The organism is Burkholderia sp. GW821-FHT14F03 (assembly GCF_058803765.1).
The window spans coordinates 51,914-70,869 of sequence record NZ_JBXAPG010000021.1 but is presented as its reverse complement, the minus strand read 5'-3'; the positions used below and the strand labels follow the sequence as shown (position 1 = coordinate 70,869).

Here is an 18,956-nt window from a genome sequence, read left to right as displayed (position 1 = left end):
GCCTGACGGGCGCGCGGCGATGCCGCCCGTCACTGCTTCGTGAAGCGGATCACCGCGGTATCGACACCAGCGTCGGACAGCCGCTGGCGCGCCGAGTTCATGTCGTCGAACTTCGTGAACGGGCCGACCCGCACGCGATAGTAGGTGACGCCGCTGACGTCGCGCTTCGACACCTTCGACTCGAAACCCTGGAATCCGAGGCGCGCGCGCTGCTGCTCGGCGTCGCCCTCGGTCTTGTACGCGCCCACCTGCAGGAAATAGCCGGTGTTCGCGTCGGCGGTCGCGGCCGTCGCGGAGGAGGTCGGCTTGGCGGCGGTCGCGGCGGCCGACGCGGTCGCCTTCGGCGGCGTCTGCGCCTGCGCGTTCCTGGCGGTCGACGGCGACGACGAGGGCGCGGCGGCCGTCGCGGTCGACGGCTTCTTCACGGGCGGCGTGATGTCGGCGGGCTTCGGCGCGACGGCGACGCCGTTGTCCGCGCCCGGGTTCGCGTCGCCGTTGGTCGCGGCGCCCGGCACCTCGACGATCTGCGGTTCGGGCAGCAGGCCCGGCTGGGTCGGATTCGCGGCCTGGCCCGGCGCGGTGTTCGGCGGCGTGGGCTGGGCGGCCTGCGGGACCGGCTGGCCGGGCGTCTTGCCCTGCAGCGCGCGGTTCGGATCGAATTGCTGCGGCTGGCTTGCGCCGGCATCGGTGGGCGGCGGCACCTTCGACACGAACGGCGACGGCGCGCGCGTGATATAGAGCGCCACCACTACCGCGATCGCGAGGCCGACGATCAGCCCCAGCACGATACCCAGAAATGTTCCTCCGGCTTGTTTCGACTGCTTGGTAGTGCGGCGTGGTTTTGCCATTGCTTGAGTCACCTGCAAAAAGAATCGTGAAACGGTCGCGGCCGGACGGCGCCGCGACCCGTGACGGTCTGTCCTCGCGCGTTACATCTTCTCGGGCGCGGACACGCCGAGCACCGCGAGGCCGTTCTCGAACACCTGCCGCGCGGCGGCGAGGAGCGCGGCGCGCGCATTGCGGGGCGCCGCGTCGTCGACAAGCACGCGCTCCGCATTGTAGAACGAGTGAAACTCACCCGCGAGGTCGCGCAGATAGAACGCGACCGCGTGGGGCGCCAACTCGCCCGCCGCATGCGTGAGCAGGTCCGGGTACTCGCCGAGCTTCTGCAGCAGCGACATCGCGGACTTGCTCGACAGCGGCGCGAGGTCGGCCGTCGCGAGCTGCGCGGCGTCGACGCCGTAGCGCGCCTTCAGTTCGTTGAGCACCGAGCAGATCCGCGCGTGCGCGTACTGCACGTAGTAGACCGGGTTTTCGTCGTTCTGTTTCAGCGCGAGGTCGATATCGAACACGAATTCCGTGTCGGCCTTACGCGAGATCAGGAAGAAACGCACCGCGTCGCGGCCGCGCGTGAGGGTGGCCGCGTCGAGCTGGTCCGGCGCGACCTCGGCGCCCGGCTGCGCGCCGCCCGACCATTCGATCAGGTCGCGCACGGTCACGTAGCTGCCCGCGCGCTTCGAGATCTTCACTTCCTGACCGTCGCGCATCACCGTGACCATCTTGTGCAGCACGTAGTCGGGATAGCCCTTCGGGATGCCGACGTGCAGGCCCTGCAGGCCCGCGCGCACGCGCGCGATCGTGCCGTGGTGGTCGGTGCCCTGGACGTTGATCACCTTGGTGTAGCCGCGCTGCCACTTGGTCACGTGGTAGGCGACGTCCGGCACGAAATACGTGTAGGTGCCGTCGGTCTTGCGCATCACGCGGTCCTTGTCGTCGCCCTCGTCGGTCGTGCGCAGCCACAGCGCGCCTTCCTGCTCGTAGGTCATGCCGGCCTTGACCAGCGCGTCGACCGTCTGCTCGACCCGGCCTTCCTTGTACAGCGACGATTCCAGGTAGTACTCGTCGAACACCACGCCGAACGCCTTCAGGTCCATGTCCTGCTCGCGGCGCAGGTAGGCGACCGCGAAGCGGCGGATCGCGTCGAGGTCGTCGAGGTCGGCGGCGCCCTTGACCGGCACGCCGTCCGACGCGGCGACCGTCTCGCCCGCCAGGTAGTCGCGCGCGATGTCGGCGATGTATTCGCCGTTGTACGCGGCTTCCGGCCAGAGCGCGTCGCCGGGCTTCAGGCCGCGCCCGCGCGCCTGCGTCGACAGCGCGAGGTTGTTGATCTGCACGCCCGCGTCGTTGTAGTAGAACTCGCGGTGCACCGCGTAGCCCTGGCTCGCGAGCACGCTCGCGAGCACGTCGCCGAGCGCCGCCTGGCGCGCGTGACCGAGGTGCAGCGGGCCGGTCGGGTTGGCCGACACGAATTCGATCAGCACGCGCTTGCCGGCGTCGCGCGTCGACTGGCCGAAGGTGCGGCCCTCGGCCAGCACCGCGCCGACCACGGCCTGCTTGGAGACGGCGGTCAGCCGCAGGTTGATGAAGCCGGGGCCGGCGATCTCGGCGGCCTCGACGAGGTCCTGCGCGCCCGGCTGCGCGGTCAGCGCGGCGACGATCCGCTCGGCCAGCTGGCGCGGATTCGTCCCCAGCGGCTTCGCGAGCTGCATCGCGACGTTGCAGGCGACATCGCCGTGCGCGGCCGCCTTCGGGCGCTCGAGCGCGATCGCGGGGGTGACGAACGCCGCGTCGGCGTCGCCCTTGAGGTCCTGGACCACCTGCTTGACGCTGTCGGCGAGCAGGGTTTCGAGAGTGTGTTTGTGTGCGGGCAGCATGGCTGGTCGTTAAATGTCGTTGACGACGGCCCGCCTGGGCCGGGACGCCGGCGCGCCCGGGGGCGCGCGTTTCAGGAATCGTTGAATTTTAACAGGTGCTAATATGCCGTTCAGGTGCCATGCGCCCGAGCGGCCTGATGCGCGCTCGCCGGGCTTCCGGAGCAGCGGGGGCCGGCACGCACAACAAGATGAAAAGGGATTGTCATGATTACGTTCAAGAGCAAAGCGGCACAGGATCTCGACGTGCTGAAGGATTTCGCGGTGTACGTGCTCGGTATCGTCGGCAAGCAGCTGGGCGAGCGCGGGGTGATCACGTCCGACGAACTCGACGGCGCGATCGCCAAGCTGGAAGGCGCGGTTGCGCAGGCCAAGCAGCAACGGGCCGAGCACGCGGGGCATTTCCACGAGGAGGAGCCGGATCACGCGCACCACGAGGTGCCGGCGAGCCTGGCCCAGCGCGTCGCGCCGTTCCTGGTGATGCTGCGCGAGGCGAAGGCGCAGAACGCCGACATCCACTGGGGCTTCTGAGCCCGCGCGGCGTCGACGCCGCGCCGGATGTGCCAAAGCCCGCATGCATGCGGGCTTTTTTCTTGAAGAGGCGGGCCGCCGCCCCGGCGCGTCGTCACAGCAGCGGCGCGAGCGCGCGCCGCGCGTCCTCCGGGGACAGCGCCATGCGCCGCGCGAAATCGTCGAGCTGGTCCTGGCCGATCTTGCCCACCGAGAAATAGGTGCTCTCCGGGTGCGCGAGGTAGAAGCCCGACACGCTGGCGGCGGGCAGCATCGCGAGCGAATCGGTCAGGCTCATGCCGATCTCGTCTGTATGAAGCGCTTCGAACATGTCGCGCTTCACCAGATGGTCCGGGCAGGCCGGATAGCCGGGCGCCGGGCGGATGCCCTTGTATTTCTCGGCGATCAGATCGTCGTTGCCGAGCGTCTCGTCGTTCGCATAGCCCCACAGGTCGCGCCGCACGCGTGCGTGCAGCAGCTCCGCGAACGCTTCCGCGAAGCGGTCCGCGAGCGCCTTCAGCATGATCGCGCTGTAGTCGTCGTGGTCGGCCTCGAACTGGCGCTCCTTCACGTCGACGCCGAGCCCCGCGGTGACCGCGAACAGGCCGATGTAGTCGGCCACGCCCGACGCCTTCGGCGCGATGAAGTCGGCGAGCGAGCGGTTCGGGCGCATCACGCCGTCGACCACCGGCCGCACGCTCTGCTGGCGCAGGTTGCGCCAGGTCATCATCACCTCGCTGCGCGATTCGTCGCTGTAGATCTCGATGTCGTCGTCGCCGACGGTGTTGGCGGGCAGCAGCGCGATCACGCCGTTCGCGCTGAGCCAGCGGCCCTGGATCAGGCGCGCGAGCATCGATTTCGCGTCGGAGAACACGCGCCGCGCCGATTCGCCGACGATCTCGTCGTTGAGGATCGCCGGATACGGGCCGGCGAGGTCCCAGGTCTGGAAGAACGGGCCCCAGTCGATGTAGGTCGCCAGTTCGTTCAGGTCGTAGTTCTTGAAGAGGCGGCGGCCGATGAATTTCGGCTTGGGCGGCGTGTAGTTCGCCCAGTCGAGCGGGGTCCGGTTCGCGCGCGCCTCGGCGAGCGTGACGAGCGGCTGGGCCTTCTTGTTCGCGTGCTGGTCGCGGATCCGGTCGTAGTCGGCCTTCAATTCGTCGAGATAGCGCGTCGCGCCCTCGTCGGACAGGAGGCTCGACGCGACCGACACCGAACGCGACGCGTCCGGCACGTAGACGACCGGGCCTTCGTAGTGCGGCGCGATCTTGACGGCGGTGTGCACGCGGGAGGTGGTCGCGCCGCCGATCAGGAGCGGGATCTTCTTGATGCGGAAGTAGTCGTCGCGCTGCATCTCCGAGGCGACGTAGGCCATTTCCTCGAGGCTCGGCGTGATGAGGCCGGACAGCCCGATGATGTCGGCGCCCTCGACCTTCGCCTTCGCGAGGATCTCGTTGCACGGGACCATCACGCCCATGTTGACGACTTCGAAGTTGTTGCACTGGAGCACGACCGACACGATGTTCTTGCCGATGTCGTGGACGTCGCCCTTGACGGTGGCGATCACGATCTTGCCCTTCGCGCGCACGTCGCCGCCCGCCTCGGCGAGCAGGCGCTTTTCCTCCTCGATGAACGGGATCAGGTGCGCGACCGCCTGCTTCATCACGCGCGCCGACTTCACCACCTGCGGCAGGAACATCTTGCCCTGGCCGAACAGGTCGCCGACGATGTTCATGCCGTCCATCAGCGGCCCTTCGATCACGCTGATCGGGCGGCCGCCCGCCGCGGCGATCTTCGCGCGGGCCTCCTCGGTGTCCTCGACGATGAAGTTCGTGATGCCGAGCACGAGCGCGTGCGCGAGACGCTTCTCGACCGGCTGGTTGCGCCATTCGAGGTTCTCTTCCTTCCTCGCCGCGCCGGTCTTGAACTTGTCGGCGACTTCGAGCAGGCGGTCGGTCGAGTCGTCGCGGCGGTTCAGGATCACGTCCTCGACGCGCTCGCGCAGGTCGGCGTCGAGGTCGGCGTACACGCCGAGCTGGCCCGCGTTGACGATGCCCATGTCCATGCCGGCCTGGATCGCGTGGTACAGGAACACGGTGTGGATCGCCTCGCGCACCGGATCGTTGCCGCGGAACGAGAACGACACGTTCGACACCCCGCCGCTCACCTTCGCGTGCGGCAGGTTCTGCTTGATCCAGCGGGTCGCCTCGATGAAGTCGACCGCGTAGTTGTTGTGCTCCTCGATGCCCGTGGCGACCGCGAAGATGTTCGGGTCGAACACGATGTCCTCGGGCGGGAAGTCGCACCGGTTCACGAGAATGTCGTACGAACGCGTGCAGATCTCGGTCTTGCGCGCGTAGGTGTCGGCCTGGCCGGTCTCGTCGAACGCCATCACGACGGCCGCCGCGCCGTAGCGGCGGATCAGGCGCGCGTGGTGGATGAAGGCTTCCTCGCCTTCCTTCAGCGAGATCGAGTTGACGATCGCCTTGCCCTGCACGCACTTGAGGCCCGCCTCGATCACTTCCCACTTCGACGAGTCGATCATGATCGGCACGCGCGCGATGTCCGGCTCGGAGGCGATCAGGTTCAGGAAGCGCACCATCGCCGCCTTCGAATCGAGCATCGCCTCGTCCATGTTGATGTCGATGACCTGCGCGCCGTTCTCGACCTGCTGGCGCGCGACTGCGAGCGCCTCGTCGAACTGGCCGTTGAGCACCATCCGGGCGAAGGCCTTCGAGCCGGTGACGTTGGTGCGTTCGCCGACGTTGATGAACAGCGTGCCGGGCGTGACGTTGAACGGCTCGAGGCCGGCGAGACGCATCGTGTGATCGGTCATGGCAGTGGGGGCGGGGGCGGGTTTGGGGGGCGCGCTCAGGCGGCTTCGCTGTACTGCGCGGGCCAGCGGCGCGGTTTCAGGTCGGCGAGCGCCCGGGCGATCGCCGCGATGTGCTCGGGCGTCGTGCCGCAGCAGCCGCCCGCGATGTTCACGAGGCCCGCCTGCGCGAATTCCTTCAGCAGGCTCGACGTGACGTCCGGCGTCTCGTCGAAGCCGGTCTCGCTCATCGGATTGGGCAGGCCGGCGTTCGGGTAGCACGACAGGTAGGTGTCGCAGAGCTTCGCCAGCTCGGCCACGTAGGGCCGCATCAGCGCCGCGCCGAGCGCGCAGTTCAGGCCGAAGGTGAGCGGCTTCGCGTGGCGCAGCGAATTCCAGAACGCCTCGACCGTCTGGCCGGACAGGATCCGGCCCGAGGCGTCGGTGACGGTGCCCGAGATCATGATCGGCAGGCATTCGCCGGTGTGCTCGAACAGTTCGTCGAGCGCGAACAGGGCGGCCTTCGCATTCAGCGTGTCGAAGATGGTCTCGACCAGGAACAGGTCGACGCCGCCGTCGAGCAGCGCTTTGGCCTGTTCATAGTATGTATCGCGCAGTTCGTCGAAACTGACGTTGCGCGCGCCCGGATCGTTGACGTCGGGCGAGATGCTCGCGGTCTTCGGCGTCGGGCCGATCGCGCCCGCGACGAAGCGCGGCTTGCCCGGGGTCGAGTGGCGCTCGGCCGCCTCGCGCGCGAGCCGCGCCGATTCGAGGTTCATCTCGACGACGAGGTCTTCCATCCCGTAGTCGGCCTGCGCGACGCGCGTCGCGCCGAACGTGTTGGTCTCGGTGATGTCGGCGCCCGCCGCGAAGTACTGGTCGTGGATCTCGCGGATCAGGTCCGGCCGCGTGATCGACAGCAACTCGTTGTTGCCCTTCACGTCGCGCGGGAAATCCCGGAAACGCTCGCCGCGGTAGGCGGCCTCGTCGAGCTTGTAGCGCTGGATCATCGTGCCCATCGCGCCGTCGAGGATCAGGATGCGCTGCTGCAGCAGCGCGGGCAGCGCGGCGCCGCGCGTGTAGCGGGCGGACGGGGCGAGCGGTCGGGACGCGGACATGTCGGTTTACCGGCGAGTCGGGAAACCGTCATTGTAGCGGGTGGCGGCACGTGCCGCCGATCAAGCAAACCCCCCGCGCGGCGGACCGGGCGGGGGGAGAGGAGTGCGTGGAGGAAACGACCCGCGGCGCAGCCGGCGGCGCGGGCCGGCGGCTGCTCAGTGCAGCACGACGGGTTGGGTCATCAGGCTGTCGAATTGCCCGAGGAATTCGTCGACCTCGTCGAGGCTCGGCTCGTCCTGGATCAGTTGCTTCACATGCTCGCGGAACCGTGCCGCCAGTTCACCGTCGATGAAGATCTCGCGCTGCGCGTGCTTGTCGACGATTTCGTAGCCGCCCGCATTCATCGCGTGGTGGCCTTGCTGCGGCGGAAACTCGACGACGCAGTAGTTGGGGCTGTTGTAGATCATTTGCATGGCGGCACTCCTCTTCGCTGTGGCTTCTGGCCTTGTTGCCCGGTAGATGGGGCAGGCCGGGCCGGTTTCAAGGGGTTGGCGCTGCACGCCCGCAAGCGGAGGGGGCGTATCGGTTTAGAAGCCGATATCGGTAAAACGTTTCCGTGAGTTTGCGCGTGGACAGGATTTCGTGTCAAAGATTGTCAAGGGGTCGCGGGGGCGGGATCGGTCTCGGCAGGGGCGGTCGAATTTACCGGCTCGCTGTCCGCGCCCGGCGCTGGGGCGTCCGGCGCGGCGTCCGTTCCCGCGGCCGGCGCGCGCCGGCCGTGCCACACGAGTTCGATCTGCGCGCCGTTCGGTTCGGTCTGCACCATCCGCGCGGGCAGCCAGTCGAGCGACGGCGCGAGCCACAGATCGATGCGGCGCGTGTCGCCCGGGCGGCGCGGCAGGCGCATGAAGTGCCGCGCGGGCAGGCTGCCCTCGGCGGTCTGCACGGTCTCGTCGCCGATCGTGGTGATCGGCCAGATCTCGCCGTTGTTGTTGTCGACGACATAGAACTCGCGCGTGACGCCCGGCCGATAGGTGTCGGGGGCGCCGCGCAGCAGCCCGGCCAACTGCATCAGCATGCTGAAGCGGTCCTGCGCGCCGTCGGGCAGCGCGAGCGAAGTCGGGGTGCGGGTGAAGACGATCTGCTTCGTCTCCCGGTTGAAGATCGCGATGTCCTCGGGGCGCTTGCCGCGCTGCTCGATGTACTGGTCGGGCGCGATGCCGAACGCATCGATGCGGCCGCGGCTGTGGTATCTGAATGGTCCGACGAACGGCACGGGCATGGTGACCGACAGCGTGTAGCTGCGGCCGTCGCTGCGCCACAGGATCGTGCCGGTCGCGTTCTGCACGCCGTTGTAGAACGTGTCGTACTGCAGATCGCCGGAGGGCGGCGCGAGGAACTTGACGCCCGCCGCCGCGTGTTCGGCGTCGGCGTGCGCGGCATGCGCATCGCCGGCCGCTGCGGCGGCCGCGCCCGATCCGGCGGCCGCGCCCGAGGCGGCGCTCGACGCGCTCGCGGGCGTGGTGAGCGGCGTGCTCGCCGTGTCGACGGCGCTCAGCACGGGCGGCGCGGAGGGGGCCGGCGGCGCGGCGGCGCGGCGCGGCGCATCGCTGTGCGCGGCCTCGCGGCGCGGCGCGGCGGCCGGCTGGCGTTCGATGGGCTGCGGTTTCAGCAGGGCGATCTCGATCGGCGCGTCGACGGGCGCGAGCGGCTTGAACGGGTCGCGATAGCGCGTGAGCCACAGGCCGGCCAGGCCGTGCAGGCCGAGCACGAGTGCGAGCACGACGCCGAGCCGCCACGCGCGGCGCGCGGCGGGGGACGGACGGGGCGAAGCGGACAGCGGCGGCATGGAGTGGGGACGCGGGGCTCGGGCAAACGTGAATCGGGCGACGGCGCGGCTTCATCGCTGGGACCGGCCGCGCGCGCGAACGTTCGCGCAGGGCCGCGCGCGCTCAGGCGTCGCGCGGGGCCTCACTATACCCAAGTTCGTAGGACAGTTTTTGCGCGCAGGCGCGCAGCGCGACGTCGATCTCGCCGCCCCAGCGAATGTCGAACGCGCCTTCGTGGCCGAGCACGATCAGCGCGAGCGCGAGATCGCCGACCGCATCGAACACCGGCATGCAGAACGCATGGATGGTCGGCAGCAGCATGCCTTCGACGCGGGCCGCCTGGTGCGCGCGCACCTCGGCGAGCAGGGTCTCGACCTCGGCCGGCGTGCGCGGGCCGCCGTGGTGCGGCGAGCGCCGCGTGTCGGCGAGTTCGCGCTCGAGCAGCGCCGCCGTCTTGCTGCGCGGCAGGTAGGCGGCGAACAGCAGCCCGGTGGCGGAGCCGAGGAGCGGCATCACGTCGCCGAGCTTGAGCGACGCCCGGGCCGGATGGCTCGACTCCATCCAGTGCACGACGGTCGGCCCCTGGTTGCCCCACACAGCGATCCCGACCGTCTGGTCGAGCTGGTCGCGCAGCGCGGTGAGCGCGATCCGCGCGAGCTTCACGCCGTCGATGCGCGCGAGGCGGGCGAGGCCCATCTGCAGCGCGAAGCCGCCGAGTTCGTAACGGCCCGACACCGGGTCCTGCGAGACGAGCCCGAGCCGCAGGAAGCTCACGAGGTAGCGGTGCGCCTTCGCGGGGCTCATGCCCGCGCGTTGCGCGAGATCGCGCAGCATCATCGCGCGCGGCTCGTGCGTGAGCACGTCGAGCAGGCGGAAGCCGACTTCGATCGACTGGATGCCCGAGCGGACTTTCTCCTCGGTGGCGTCGTCGGCGAGATCGTCGTCTGGAGCGGCGGATACGGACATGGGCGGGGCGGCGCGCACGGCGCGCGAACGAGAAGGAAGGGAAGCGGACGGGCGGCGCGCGGGCGGCCGCCCGCCGCGCGGATGCCGCCGCACGGATTCACCATCGTAAAATAGATTCCTTCCATCGTCACTACCACGGTTCTCTCCCCGCTATGAAACTTGCATCGCTGAAGGACGGCACGCGCGACGGCCAGCTGATCGTCGTGTCCCGCGACCTGCAGACGGCGGCGATCGCCGACGCGATCGCCCCGACCCTGCAACGCGTGCTCGACGACTGGGCGTTCTACGCGCCGCAGCTGCGCGAGCTGTACGACGCGCTGAACCACGGCCGCGCGCGTCATGTGTTCGGCTTCGAGCCGGCCAACTGCATGGCGCCGCTGCCGCGCGCGTTCCAGTGGGCGGACGGCTCCGCCTACGTGAATCACGTGGAACTGGTGCGCAAGGCGCGCGGCGCGGAGATGCCGCCGGAGTTCTGGACCGATCCGCTCATGTACCAGGGCGGCAGCGACGATTTCATCGGCGCGCGTGACGACATCGTGTGCCGTTCCGAGGAGTGGGGCATCGACTTCGAGGCCGAGGTCGCGGTGATCACGGCCGACGTGCCGATGGGCGCGACGCCCGACGATGCGCTGAAGGCGGTGCGGCTCGTCACGCTGGTCAACGACGTGTCCTTGCGCAATCTGATTCCGGCCGAGCTGGCGAAAGGCTTCGGGTTCTTCCAGAGCAAGCCGGCGACCGCCTTCGCGCCGGTCGCGGTGACGCCGGACGAACTGGGCGAGCATTGGCGCGACGGGCGCGTGCATCGGCCGATGCTCGTGCACTGGAACGGCAAGAAGGTGGGCCAGCCCGAAGCGGGGGCCGACATGGTGTTTCATTTCGGCCAGTTGATCGCGCACGCCGCGAAGACGCGCAACCTGCGCGCGGGGGCGATCGTCGGCTCGGGCACGGTGTCGAACCAGGATGCGAAGCGCGGCTATTGCTGTATCGCGGAGAAGCGTTGCCTGGAGACGATCGAGCACGGCGCGCCGCAGACGCCCTTCATGCGCTACGGCGACAAGGTGCGGATCGAGATGGTCGATCCCGACGGCAAGTCGATCTTCGGCGCGATCGAGCAAGCGGTGGCGCCGCCCGACGGCGCGGCCTGACGCAGGGGCGCGGCGGCGCGCCGCGTTTCACCGCACGGCGGCCGCGAGCCGCCGCGAATCCCACACGCCGAGTTCGATCGCATGCTCGAGCATGCCGACCGTCAGCGGTTCCCTGTCGTACTTGCGGCGCAGTTTCCGCGAGAACGGCATCGCGAGCCGTTCGAGCGGCCTGAAGCCGGCCGTGCAGAAGTAGCGGTCGAACGCGTAGTCGCCGGGATCGACGGGGAAGTGGGCAAAGAACCTGCGCATGAAGTCGCCGGCGTCGTCGCCGGTGACGTCGAGGTCCTGCTCCAGCCGGTCGGCGCGGTGGACCGGCCAGTACGGCCGCATGCCGATTTCCCGGCGAACGAAGGATTCCAGCTGGATCCAGGTGGTGTAAGCCATCGGGAATACATGGATTCGGAGTGTAAGTGCGCGGCGGCGCGCGCCTCGGCCGGTTCGGCCCGGCGCCGATCCGCCGGCCGGACGCGCCGCAACCGCCCGGCCCGCCGCACGCGCACGACGCGCCTGTATTGCGTTCGTATTGCGCCGGAATCGCGGCCCCGGCTCCGACCGTGGCGGACATGATGAACGGAACCCGTGCGGCGCGGCATGCCCGCATGAAAATAAACCCGCGAGATTTCGTCACGTCCGGACCCGATTGTTTCGGGCGGCCGCGCGGCGTCGCCGCGTGCGGAACAATCCGCCGCGCTGCTGCGTTCCGGCGCGTCGCGAGCGGGTAACGCCCGATGCTGATGGGCGGCGTGTTCGCTACACTCTTTCCCTTACCTTTCTCAGTCAAGGAGCCGCGCATGGCCGATCTCTCACTGTATTCGGGCTATGAGGCGCTGCACGTGCAGCGCCGGCCGCACGGGATCCTCGAGATCGTGATGAGCGGCGCCGGCACGAATCGCAGCGGCCTCGCCACGGCGGACGAGCGCATGCATCGCGAGCTGGCCGATATCTGGCGCGACGTCGATCGCGATCCCGAGACCCGCGTCGCGGTGATCCGCGGCGAAGGCAAGGGCTTTTCGGCGGGCGGCGATCTCGCGCTCGTCGAACAGATGGCGAACGATTTCGAGGTGCGCGCGCGGGTCTGGCGCGAGGCGCGCGACCTCGTCTACAACGTGATCAACTGCGGCAAGCCGATCGTGTCGGCGATGCATGGGCCGGCCGTCGGCGCGGGGCTCGTCGCCGGGCTGCTGGCCGATGTGTCGATCGCCGCGAAAAGCGCGCGCATCATCGACGGCCATACGCGCCTCGGCGTCGCCGCGGGGGACCACGCGGCGATCGTCTGGCCGCTGTTGTGCGGGATGGCGAAGGCGAAGTACCACCTGCTGCTGTGCGAACCGCTGAGCGGCGGGGAAGCGGAGCGGATCGGGCTCGTGTCGCTCGCGGTCGACGATGCGGACCTGCTGCCGAAGGCGTACGAGGTCGCGGAGCGGCTCGCGCACGGCTCGCAGACGGCGCTGCGCTGGACCAAGTACGCGCTCAACAACTGGCTGCGGATGGCCGGCCCGACCTTCGATGCGTCGCTCGCGCTCGAATTCATGGGATTCTCGGGGCCGGACGTGCACGAGGGCATCCGTTCGCTGCGCGAGCGCCGCGCTCCCGATTTCTCCGGCGGCGCGCCGTTCTGAAACCCGGCGCGCGGCCCGCGCGCTATGATCGGGGCCGTGCGCCGCGCGCTCGTTGTCCGCCACATTCATCAGCAAGGATGACCGTATGACTGACACCACCGGTTCCTCACCGTTCGCCGGCTTCGCCGGTTTCCCGCCCGCGGGCCTGTTCGACAAGATGTGGGAGATGATGCGCCTGTCGCCGTTCGGCGGGATGGCCGGCTTGCCCGGCTCGGCGCAGGGCCTGCCGCCGTCGCTGTCGGCGATGTCCGACCTGATGGCGCCGCTCGCGAGCGTCGAGGAACTCGACAAGCGCATCACCGACCTGCGCGCCGTCGAGCAATGGCTGAAGCTCAACCTGAACATGCTGCAATCGGCGATCCAGGCGCTCGAGGTGCAGCGCGCGACGCTCGCCACGCTGCGCGCGTTCGGCGCGCTCGCGCAGTCGTCGATGGAGGCCGCCGAGGCGGCCGTCGCGAGCGCCGAGCCCGGCGTCGCGCCGCCGTCCGCCGCCGGGGCGCCGGCCGCCGAGGCCACGGCCGGCGCGGGGCCGGAATCGGCCGGGCAGACGCCCGAGGCATTCGACCCGGCCGGCTGGTGGAATCTGTTGCAGTCGCAGTTCAACCAGCTCGCGAGCTTCGCGATGACCCAGCCGGGCGCGGCGGCCGCGCCGGCGTCCCCTGCCGGCAAGGAGCCGGCGGCCAGGCAGGCCGCCCCTAAGCCGGCGGCCGCGAAACCGGCGGCCGCGCGGCGCACGGCGTCGCCCCGGCCGGGCGCGGCGGCCGAGCCGCCCGCCGAGGGCGCCCCCCGCGCCGCGAAGAAAGCGGCGAAGCGGAGCGCGTGATGCGCGGCGCCGGGCTCCGCTGAGGCGCGCATGCGGCTCGCGCTCGTGCTGATGGGCGGCGGCGCGCGCGCCGCGTATCAGACCGGCGTGCTGAAGGCGCTGGCCGAGATCGCGCGCGCGGCCCTGCCGGATCGGCGCGAATTGCCGTTCGCGGTGATCTGCGGTTCGTCGGCGGGCGCGATCAACGCGACGTCCCTCGCGAGCCACGCCGACGATTTCGAGCACGGCGCCCGCCGCCTGCTCGCGTTCTGGGAGCAACTGCGCGCGGACCACGTGTACCGCACCGACTGGCTCGGCATCGCGGCCGCCGGCGCGCGCTGGCTCGCGGCGATGAGCGTCGGCTGGGCCGCGCGCCGCGCACCGCGCGGCCTGCTCGACAACAGTCCGCTCGCGCACCTGCTGCAGCGCGAGCTGAACTTCCACCGGATCGAGCAGATGCTGGAGGCGCGCACCCTGCATGCGTTGTCGGTGACGGCGCTCAGCTATACGAGCGGCCGCCACCTGACCTTCTACCAGGCGAGCGAGCCGATCCACGCGTGGCGGCGCGCGCAGCGCACGGCGCGCATGGTGGACCTGTCGGCCGCGCACCTGCTCGCGTCGTCGGCGATCCCGTTCGTGTTCCCGGCGGTGCCGCTCGTGCTGGACGGCCAGATCGAATATTTCGGCGACGGCTCGATCCGCCAGATCGCGCCGCTGTCCCCCGCGATCCACTTCGGCGCGGACCGCATCGTGGTGGTCGGCGCCGCCGCGGCGCGGCCCGAGGTGCCGGCCTTGAACGGCGGCGGGCGCGGCTACCCGTCGCTCGCGCAGATCGGCCAGCAGGTGCTTGCGAGCGTGTTCCTCGATTCGATCGGCACCGACATCGAGCGGATCGAGCACATCAACGGCGTGATCGAGCACCTGCCGCACCATGTGGAACCCGAAAGCGGCTGGCGGCACGTCGACGTGCTCGCGATCGCGCCGTCCGAGCGCATCGAGCTGATCGCGGCGAAGCACCTGAAGCGCCTGCCCCTGTCGGTGCGCGGGCTGCTGGGCGCGGTGGGCGGCAACCAGCCGGCCGGCGCGTCGTTCGCGAGCTACCTGCTGTTCGAGTCCGAATTCGCGCGCGAGCTGGTGGCGCTGGGCTATCGCGACGCGCTCGGCCAGCGCGAGGCGCTGGCCGGCTGGATCGCGCAGGCGGATGCGCCGCGCGCGCCGCGCGGCGCGGGCAATCACGGGGCCTGACCGCCGGGTTGCATTTACGCGACGCTTTCGGCCGACTTTCGGTGCGGCGCTTTGCCGCAGCGGCGTCAATCGGGGCGAATCCGGTGTCGCGGATCGGTCATGGTCGCGTGCTATCATGGCCGCCGCCGAATACACCATATCGAGCAGCCCGCCGCGCCCCCGTCCTGGACGGCTGCGCGAGCAGGCCCGACAACGAAGCCGGCAGGACGCCGGCGTCTTCACAGGCACGCGCGGGCGGCTCCGCTTCAGCGGATTGCTTCGTGCGGCTTGCCCCACAGCGGCTGCAAGGCCGCCCGCAATCGGTGCGAAACCTGCATCCGCGGGCTGGTTTGGCGCGTAAAATTATTGACTTGGTTGCGAGAGCGCCCCTGCACCGGGCGGTGTATCCGCAACAATCTCGTTTAGATGTCGCATTGCGCAGAACAGGGGTGGGACCATGAACACCATGCTTTATCCGGAACTTTACAAATCGCTCGAAGCTGTCCGCTGGGATATGGAGAAGGACATCCCGTGGGACAAGTTCGACGCGTCGCTGCTGACGGATGAGCAGGCGAGGACGATCAAGATGAACGCGATCACCGAGTGGTCGGCGTTGCCCGCGACGGAGATGTTCCTGCGCGACAACCACCACGACAGCGATTTCTCGGCATTCATGAGCGTCTGGTTCTTCGAGGAGCAGAAGCATTCGCTGGTGCTGATGGAATACCTGCGCCGCTTCAAGCCGGAGATGATGCCGACCGAGGAGGAGCTGCACGCGGTGCGCTTCGAGTTCGATCCGGCGCCGCCGCTGGAAACCCTGATGCTGCACTTCTGCGGCGAGATCCGCCTGAACCACTGGTATCGCCGCGCGGCCGAGTGGCACACGGAGCCCGTGATCAAGCACATCTACGAGACCATCTCGCGCGACGAGGCGCGTCACGGCGGCGCGTACCTGCGCTACATGAAGAAGGCGCTCACGAACTGCGGCGACGTCGCGCGCGCGGCGTTCGCGAAGATCGGCGTGCTGATGGCGTCGGCGCGCCGCACCGAGAAGCCGCTGCACCCGACCAACCTGCACGTGAACCAGGCGCTGTTCCCGCGCGACACGGTGCAGTCGCGCCTGCCCGATCCGGAATGGCTCGAGCGCTGGCTCGACGAGCAGATCCGTTTCGACGGCGAGTGGGAGAAGAAGGTGGTCGAGCGGATCCTGCACAATCTGTCGATCCTGTTCGAACGCACCTTCGCGACCGCGCAGGAACTGAACCGCTATCGCAAGGAAGTCACCTTGCGGCTGCAGGCGGAAACGGGCTCGATTCAGCCGGCCTGACGCGCCGGCCGCGTCCGGAAAGCCCGCCGGTTCCGCCCGCGGGCTTTTTCTTTGGGCGCCGCGTTTGCCGCGGCCCCTCTCATCACCGCACGGAAATGCCTATGCCCGCCTCCTTCGAACGCAAGCTGATCACCCGCGACGCACTGGCCGCGCTGCGAGCGTCGCTGAACGGGCCCGTCGTGTTCACGAACGGCGTGTTCGACATCCTGCATCGCGGCCACGTCACCTATCTGGCCGACGCGAAGGCGCTCGGCGCGACCCTGATCGTCGGGGTGAACAGCGACGCCTCGGTGCGCATGCTCGGCAAGGGCGACGACCGGCCGATCAATCGCCAGGAAGACCGGATGGCGCTGCTCGCCGCGCTCGAATGCGTGGACTGGGTGGTGGGTTTCGAGGAGCAGACGCCGGTCGCGCTGATCGGGGCGCTGCGCCCCGACGTCCTCGTGAAGGGCGGCGACTACGACATGGATGCGCTGCCGGAATCGGCGCTCGTGCGCGGCTGGGGCGGCCGGGCGCTCGCGATCCCGTTCGAGTTCGAGCGCTCGACCACCGCCTTGCTGAAGAAGGTCCGCGCGCACGGCTGAGCCGCGCGCACGGCGCGCCAGCCCGGGGCGCGTCGCCCGGGGCGCGTCAGCCCGGCGCGGCCGAGGCGGGCGCGGCCGCGGAGGCGGCCCCCGGCGCGGAGGCCGGTGCAGCCGCCGAGGCGGCGTCGAGCGGTTCGGCGTCCAGGTTCGGCTGCTCGATCGGGCCGCCGACCACCGGCTGGTCCGCCGCCTGCGCGAGCGCGGTCACCCGCAGCGCGTCGGGGCGCACCTGTTGCGCGAGATGGCCGGGCTCGCGCGGGCCGGCCGCGGGCAACGGCCCGAACGTGCCGCGCATCACGACAAACGCGAGCATGTTGGCGAGAAACAGCACAGCTATCAGCCAGCGCAGCATCGTCAAGCCTCCCACCGGTTCGACCGGTTATCAGTCCTTGCAGCCCATGCCGGCGCGCCTGCCGCCGGCTCCTCGATGCTTCTCCCTCGACGCCGCGCGCGCCTCAGGCCGCCTGCGCGATCCGCGCGAGACCCGACAACACCAGTGAATCATGGCGCGTGTGCGCGAGGCTCAGCGCTTGTGCGATCGCATCGGCCGCGCCGCCCGACAGCACGACGCGGATCGGCGCGCGCCACGCGGCGGCGAGATCGCGCGCCGCGCGCTCGATCAGCCCGGCCTGCGCGTACAGGCAGCCGGCGGACAGCGCGTGCGGCGTGTCGACGGCGAACGGTTCCGCCGGCTGCGACGCCGCTGCGTCGAGCAGGCGCGTCGCGGCGTCGGCCGTCAGGGTCGGCAACTGCGCCGTGTGGGCGCCGAGCGCGCGCATCATCAGGCTCCAGCCCGGCGCGATCAGTCCGCCCGTGAAGCGGCCGTCGGCGCGCAAGGCTTCGAGCGTGGTCGCGGTACCGAAGGTGGCGATCAGCAGGTGTTCGTCCGGAAACGCCGCGCGCGCGCCGATCAGGCCCGCCCAGCGGTCGCTGCCCAGCTGGTCGGGCGTCGCGTAGCCGTTGACGACGCCGCATTGCGCGGTGCGCGCGCGGATCGTCGTGCGCGGCAGCGCGGGCCAGCGCGCGTCGAGCAGCGCGTCGAGCCGCGCCGCGACCTCGGGGCCGGCGACGTTGGAGATCCAGGCGCCGCGCGGCGCGGGCAGGGCCGACCAGTCGGGCGCGTCGCCGGGCGTGTGCCCGAACGCGCCGCCCGCGCCCAGCTCGCCGTCCGGCGCCGCGAGGGCCCACTTGATCCGGCTGTTGCCGGCGTCGATCAGCAGGACCGGGCCGTTCACGGACGACTCCCGGGCTCCCGCAGCGAGATGTCGCCGGCGGCGATCACCTGACGGCCGGTGGCGGTGTCGAGCAGCAACTGGCCCGTGTCGTCGACGCCCGTCGCGGTGCCGCGCGCGATCTCGACGCCTTGTTCGAGCAGCATGACCTCGCGGTCCGCATGCGCATGCAGCGCGTTCCAGCGCGCGCGGAACGGCGCGAACCCCTGCGTGCCGAACAGCGCGAGCGCGGGCGACAGTGCGTTGAGCGCGGCGGCGAGCGTATCGGTGAGGTTCGCGGCGGGCCACGCGGACGACAGCGCGGTGGGCGGCAGCCCGCTGGCGAGCGTCGCGTTGCTCGCGCGCAGCGCGGCGACGTCGGCCGCGACCGCTTCCGCGCCGCGCACGTTGATGCCGAAGCCGATCACGGCGGCGGTCGCGTCGCGGGTGTGCCAGACGGTTTCGATCAGGATGCCGGCGAGCTTGCCCGTGAGGCCGGTCGCGCCGTTCGCGGTGAAGGTGCCGAGCAGGTCGTTGGGCCATTTGAGCGCGACGCCGTGGCCGGCTTCGAGCGGCAGGGCCGAGAGCCCTTCGGCGAGCGCGACGCCGACCGCGAGGCTCAGGCCGCCGAGCTGCTCCACGGGGCGCGGCAGCACGCAGCCGACCGAGCACAGCAGCGCGTTGCCGGGCTGCGCGAACCAGGGGCGGCCCTGGCGGCCGCGGCCGGCGGTCTGTTCGTAGGCGACCCGGACGATCGGCCGGGGCAGCGCCTCGCGCGTGCGCGGCAGCGCCTTCAGTTGTTGCGCGAGGTCGGCATTGGTCGAGCCGGTGGCGGCGACGACATCGAGCGGCCAGGGCGGTTGCGCGGCGACGAGCAGCGAGCCGATGCGCACCAGATCGATGGTCGCGTGAGCGGGCAGGGGAGTGGCTGTCATGGCGGCTATTGTACGAGAGCCGACCGGGGGGCGCGACGGACGCGCGGATCGATCGGGCGAGGTCGGTGCGAGGCGCGCGCCGCTCGACGAATGCGGCGTCGAGCCCGCCTTTCACTTTCTTTTCGGCACGGGAGGCCCGAGCGTGCGAGGCCGTGTTCGCGCGCCCGCCGAGCGCGCAAGGCGCCGGCGGAGGATTTCAGCGACAGGCGGGGCGCTTCATGGTCT

Annotated in this window: 18 protein-coding genes; 7 read left to right on the top strand and 11 right to left on the bottom strand. The window is 70.3% G+C overall.

Going from position 1 to position 18,956, the window contains the following annotated elements:
• Positions 1-29 precede the first annotated feature (29 nt).
• Together AC1RQF_RS16270 and argS are read right to left on the bottom strand one after the other, a co-directional pair.
• Positions 30-848: an SPOR domain-containing protein gene (locus AC1RQF_RS16270; RefSeq protein WP_492872468.1), complete on the bottom strand. Its 819-nt coding sequence runs from the start codon at positions 846-848 to the stop codon at positions 30-32.
• A gap of 81 nt (positions 849-929) precedes the next feature.
• The gene (gene argS / locus AC1RQF_RS16265) at positions 930-2,714 is read right to left on the bottom strand and encodes an arginine--tRNA ligase (RefSeq protein ID WP_273999355.1); all 1,785 of its coding nucleotides are present in this window, start codon (positions 2,712-2,714) and stop codon (positions 930-932) included.
• A 204-nt stretch (positions 2,715-2,918) separates the two neighbouring features.
• On the opposite strand from argS, the gene AC1RQF_RS16260 reads away from it, so the two are divergent.
• A complete protein-coding gene (locus AC1RQF_RS16260) occupies positions 2,919-3,242 on the top strand; it encodes a DUF1840 domain-containing protein (RefSeq protein ID WP_273999353.1) in 324 nt (107 codons plus the stop codon).
• Between the two features lie 94 nt (positions 3,243-3,336).
• Here the strand turns inward: AC1RQF_RS16260 and metH are convergent, their stop codons facing one another.
• From metH to AC1RQF_RS16235, 5 genes are all read right to left on the bottom strand, one after another.
• Entirely contained in the window at positions 3,337-6,054 is a 2,718-nt protein-coding gene (metH, locus tag AC1RQF_RS16255; RefSeq protein ID WP_273999352.1) for a methionine synthase, read from the bottom strand.
• A gap of 35 nt (positions 6,055-6,089) precedes the next feature.
• A complete protein-coding gene (locus tag AC1RQF_RS16250; protein ID WP_273999351.1) occupies positions 6,090-7,148 on the bottom strand; it encodes a homocysteine S-methyltransferase family protein in 1,059 nt (352 codons plus the stop codon).
• Between the two features lie 156 nt (positions 7,149-7,304).
• On the bottom strand, positions 7,305-7,562 hold the full coding sequence (locus AC1RQF_RS16245; protein ID WP_252982541.1) for a BTH_I0359 family protein: 258 nt from the start codon (positions 7,560-7,562) through the stop codon (positions 7,305-7,307).
• Positions 7,563-7,744: 182 nt separating this feature from the next.
• Positions 7,745-8,938: a DUF3108 domain-containing protein gene (locus AC1RQF_RS16240; protein ID WP_492872467.1), complete on the bottom strand. Its 1,194-nt coding sequence runs from the start codon at positions 8,936-8,938 to the stop codon at positions 7,745-7,747.
• A 103-nt stretch (positions 8,939-9,041) separates the two neighbouring features.
• Positions 9,042-9,884 carry an IclR family transcriptional regulator gene (locus AC1RQF_RS16235; protein ID WP_273999348.1) on the bottom strand — a complete coding sequence of 281 codons (843 nt, stop codon included), beginning with the start codon at positions 9,882-9,884 and terminating at the stop codon, positions 9,042-9,044.
• Between the two features lie 152 nt (positions 9,885-10,036).
• Between AC1RQF_RS16235 and AC1RQF_RS16230 the strand changes: the two genes are divergently transcribed.
• Complete coding sequence (locus tag AC1RQF_RS16230; RefSeq protein WP_492872466.1) at positions 10,037-11,029, top strand: fumarylacetoacetate hydrolase family protein; 993 nt, start codon at positions 10,037-10,039, stop codon at positions 11,027-11,029.
• Between the two features lie 27 nt (positions 11,030-11,056).
• Here AC1RQF_RS16230 and AC1RQF_RS16225 read toward each other — a convergent pair whose 3' ends face one another.
• Positions 11,057-11,413: a DUF1493 family protein gene (locus AC1RQF_RS16225; RefSeq protein ID WP_273999345.1), complete on the bottom strand. Its 357-nt coding sequence runs from the start codon at positions 11,411-11,413 to the stop codon at positions 11,057-11,059.
• A 407-nt stretch (positions 11,414-11,820) separates the two neighbouring features.
• Between AC1RQF_RS16225 and AC1RQF_RS16220 the strand changes: the two genes are divergently transcribed.
• From AC1RQF_RS16220 to rfaE2, 5 genes are all read left to right on the top strand, one after another.
• Positions 11,821-12,648: an enoyl-CoA hydratase/isomerase family protein gene (locus AC1RQF_RS16220; protein WP_273999343.1), complete on the top strand. Its 828-nt coding sequence runs from the start codon at positions 11,821-11,823 to the stop codon at positions 12,646-12,648.
• Between the two features lie 85 nt (positions 12,649-12,733).
• On the top strand, positions 12,734-13,471 hold the full coding sequence (locus AC1RQF_RS16215) for a PhaM family polyhydroxyalkanoate granule multifunctional regulatory protein (protein WP_273999342.1): 738 nt from the start codon (positions 12,734-12,736) through the stop codon (positions 13,469-13,471).
• 30 nt (positions 13,472-13,501) lie between these two features.
• Positions 13,502-14,695, top strand: a complete 1,194-nt coding sequence (locus AC1RQF_RS16210; protein WP_273999340.1) for a patatin-like phospholipase family protein — start codon at positions 13,502-13,504, stop codon at positions 14,693-14,695.
• 445 nt (positions 14,696-15,140) lie between these two features.
• The gene (locus AC1RQF_RS16205) at positions 15,141-16,001 is read left to right on the top strand and encodes a ferritin family protein (RefSeq protein WP_274004388.1); all 861 of its coding nucleotides are present in this window, start codon (positions 15,141-15,143) and stop codon (positions 15,999-16,001) included.
• A 101-nt stretch (positions 16,002-16,102) separates the two neighbouring features.
• Entirely contained in the window at positions 16,103-16,585 is a 483-nt protein-coding gene (rfaE2, locus tag AC1RQF_RS16200) for a D-glycero-beta-D-manno-heptose 1-phosphate adenylyltransferase (protein ID WP_273999338.1), read from the top strand.
• A 46-nt stretch (positions 16,586-16,631) separates the two neighbouring features.
• Here rfaE2 and AC1RQF_RS16195 read toward each other — a convergent pair whose 3' ends face one another.
• The 3 genes from AC1RQF_RS16195 to AC1RQF_RS16185 form a co-directional block, all read right to left on the bottom strand.
• The gene (locus AC1RQF_RS16195; RefSeq protein ID WP_273999337.1) at positions 16,632-16,937 is read right to left on the bottom strand and encodes a hypothetical protein; all 306 of its coding nucleotides are present in this window, start codon (positions 16,935-16,937) and stop codon (positions 16,632-16,634) included.
• A 103-nt stretch (positions 16,938-17,040) separates the two neighbouring features.
• The gene (locus AC1RQF_RS16190; protein WP_492872465.1) at positions 17,041-17,820 is read right to left on the bottom strand and encodes a type III pantothenate kinase; all 780 of its coding nucleotides are present in this window, start codon (positions 17,818-17,820) and stop codon (positions 17,041-17,043) included.
• The gene (locus tag AC1RQF_RS16185) at positions 17,817-18,731 is read right to left on the bottom strand and encodes a biotin--[acetyl-CoA-carboxylase] ligase (protein WP_273999334.1); all 915 of its coding nucleotides are present in this window, start codon (positions 18,729-18,731) and stop codon (positions 17,817-17,819) included. The genes AC1RQF_RS16190 and AC1RQF_RS16185 overlap by 4 nt, the downstream gene beginning before the upstream one ends.
• Between the last annotated feature and the right edge of the window lie 225 nt (positions 18,732-18,956).